Annotated in this window: 2 protein-coding genes and 2 pseudogenes; 2 read left to right on the plus strand and 2 right to left on the minus strand. The window is 74.6% G+C overall.

Features of this window, described 5'->3' with window-relative positions; genetic code table 11:
• Together AC2W7G_RS13505 and AC2W7G_RS13510 are read left to right on the plus strand one after the other, a co-directional pair.
• Window positions 1-247 (plus strand): annotated as a pseudogene (locus AC2W7G_RS13505) (DNA polymerase Y family protein); the annotation flags it as partial.
• A gap of 257 nt (window positions 248-504) precedes the next feature.
• Window positions 505-1,032: pseudogene (locus AC2W7G_RS13510) on the plus strand (PHP domain-containing protein); the annotation flags it as partial.
• A 212-nt stretch (window positions 1,033-1,244) separates the two neighbouring features.
• Here AC2W7G_RS13510 and AC2W7G_RS13515 read toward each other — a convergent pair.
• Both AC2W7G_RS13515 and AC2W7G_RS13520 read right to left on the minus strand, forming a co-directional pair.
• Window positions 1,245-2,297: a YlbL family protein gene (locus tag AC2W7G_RS13515; RefSeq protein ID WP_485868894.1), complete on the minus strand. Its 1,053-nt coding sequence runs from the start codon at window positions 2,295-2,297 to the stop codon at window positions 1,245-1,247.
• A gap of 66 nt (window positions 2,298-2,363) precedes the next feature.
• Window positions 2,364-2,558: molybdenum cofactor biosynthesis protein MoaE (locus AC2W7G_RS13520; RefSeq protein WP_485868895.1), on the minus strand; the 195-nt coding region annotated here is incomplete at its 5' end.

The raw sequence follows: 2,558 nt of genomic DNA on the forward strand, positions 1-2,558 counted from the left end.
CAGGCGGTCGGCGTCACCGGGACGCGGCACGGTCACCGGCGAGCCCCGCGCTCTTCCGGGCCCGAGCCCGCACGCCGACTGGCAGCCGGTGGCGTCCTGGGCCGGGCCCTGGCCGGTCGACGAGCTGTGGTGGGACGAGGTGCACGCCCGGCGCATCGCCCGCTTCCAGGTCGTCGGTGTCGACGGCAGCGCCTGGCTCATGGTCGTCGAGAACGGCCAGTGGTGGACCGAGGCCCGCTATGACTGACCTCGCCTCGGCGCTGAGCGTGACGTTCTGCCCGCGACACGCCGCGCAAGGCGTGCACAACGTCACGCTCAGCGCGAGCTGGGGACGAGGTTGAGGTGCCGTACTTCAACCCCGACATCCCGTGGCGCGAGCTCGAGCGCGGCGTGTCCGGACGTCCGCCGGAGGCGCCCGAGCCCGACGGCGGCGACGCGCCCGGCTACTCGCGCAAGCGGCGTCCGGCCCCGCGCGACGACGTGCGTCGTCCGTCCGGCCCCGTCGTGCCGTACGCCGAGCTGCACTGCCACAGCAGCTACAGCTTCCTCGACGGCGCGAGCGGACCCGAGGATCTCGTCGCCGAGGCGATCCGGCTGGGGCTGCACGCGCTGGCGATCACCGACCACGACGGCTTCCACGCCGCCCCGTACGTCGCCGAGACCGCTCAGCTGCACGCGGCGCAGGGGCTGCGCACGGTCTACGGCGCCGAGCTGTCGCTGGGCCTGACCGGGCCGCAGAACGGCGTCCCCGACCCCGAGGGCCAGCACCTGCTCGTCCTGGCCCGCGGCGTCGAGGGGTACCACCGGCTCGCCGCGGCCATGACCGAGGCGCACCTGGCCGGCGACGAGAAGGGCCACCCGCGCTACGACCTGGACGACCTGGTCGACCGCGGCCGTGGTCACTGGGTCGTGCTCACCGGGTGCCGCAAGGGAGCGGTGCGCCAGGCCCTGGCCACGGGCGGACGCGACGCCGCCCGGGCCGCGCTGCGCCGGCTGGCCCAGCAGTTCGGCCCGGACGCGGTGCACGTCGAGCTGACCGACCACGGCCTGCCCACCGACGACGCCACCAACGACGTCCTGGCCGAGCTGGCCGGCGAGCTCGGGCTGCTGGGCGACGAGCGCAGCCGTGCGCACGAGCGCGAACAGCCGCGGCGCCTGGTCCCAGCCCTCCGCGGCGACGTGCCGCTCCACCTCGAGCGCGGCCTGCCGGACGTCGGAGTCCGGGGCCAGGTTCGCCAGGTCCTCTACTCGCACGTGGGCACCTCCGCGTCGGGGTCCTCGGCCAGCGCCTCGAGCGCGTCCACGGCCCCCGTGAGCTTCTCGATCTTGACCAGCGTGATGTCGTGGTCGGTCTCGGCCGCCTCGGCGCAGTTCGCGGCGGGCACGAGGAAGACGTCGGCACCGGCGGCGTCCGCGCCGGCGATCTTCTGCTTCACGCCGCCGATCGGGCCGACGGTGCCCTCGGCGTCGATCGTGCCGGTGCCGGCGATGTCGCGGCCAGCGGTCAGCGAGCCGGGCGTGAGCTTGTCGTAGATGGCGAGGGCGAACATCGTGCCGGCGCTGGGCCCGCCGATCGCCTCGCCGACGTTGTTGGTGACGTCGACCGGCAGGTCGTAGTCGGCGCCGAGCGTCACGCCCACGAGCGCACGGTCGGGGTCGTCCTCGGCCGGCTCGGTGGTGACGGTGACGTCCTGACGGCGGCCGTCGCGCTGCACCGTGAGCGTCACGTCGTCGCCCGGCTTCACGGTGCTGATCGCCTTGACCGCGTCCTCGGGCGTCGTGACCGCGGTGCCGCCGACGGCCAGCACCCGGTCGTCCGCCCGCAGCACGCCGTCGGCCGGCCCGTCCTCGACGACCGAGGCGATGACGACGGTGGTGCCGACCTTCTTGCCCAGCGCGCGGAGCGCGGCGACGGCGGACGTGCTCTTGGAGCCGGCCAGCTGGGCGGCGGACTCCTGCGTGGACTGCTCCTGCGTCGTCCCCTCGGGGTAGAGCAGGTCGCGCGGGACGACCTCGGCGTCCGGCGTCAGCGCCGCGGCCACGGCCCGGAACAGCGACACGTCCGCGGACGCGCGCGAGACCGAGACGGTGGTGAAGTTGAGCGAGCCCTCGGGGTCGTCGTAGGTGGTGACGTCGTCGCCGAACTCGATCAGCGGACGTCCGTCGAACTCGCCGAGGGTGTTGAAGACGGGCCCGGCTTCATCGTCGCGTAGGGCACCGGCACGAACGCGGCCAGGCAGGTCAGCACCAGGAGGGCGACCCCGCCGATGGTGAGCGTGCGGCTGCGGCGGCTCCACGTGACGGGACGCTCGGGCTCCTGCTCGTGCGCGCTCACGCCCACACCCTATGGGGCGGGGCCAACGTCAGACCCAGACGGCCTCGCCGTCGACGAACTCCTGGTGCTTCCAGATCGGCACCTCGTCCTTGAGCCGGTCGATGAGCAGCCGGCAGGCGGCGAACGCCTCGGCCCGGTGCGCCGCCGAGACGGCCACGACCACGGCGCGGTCGCCGATGCGCAGGTCGCCGGTGCGGTGCACGGCGGCGAGCCGGACGACGCC

The organism is Aeromicrobium sp. PFPM2_SD2, assembly GCF_057364525.1.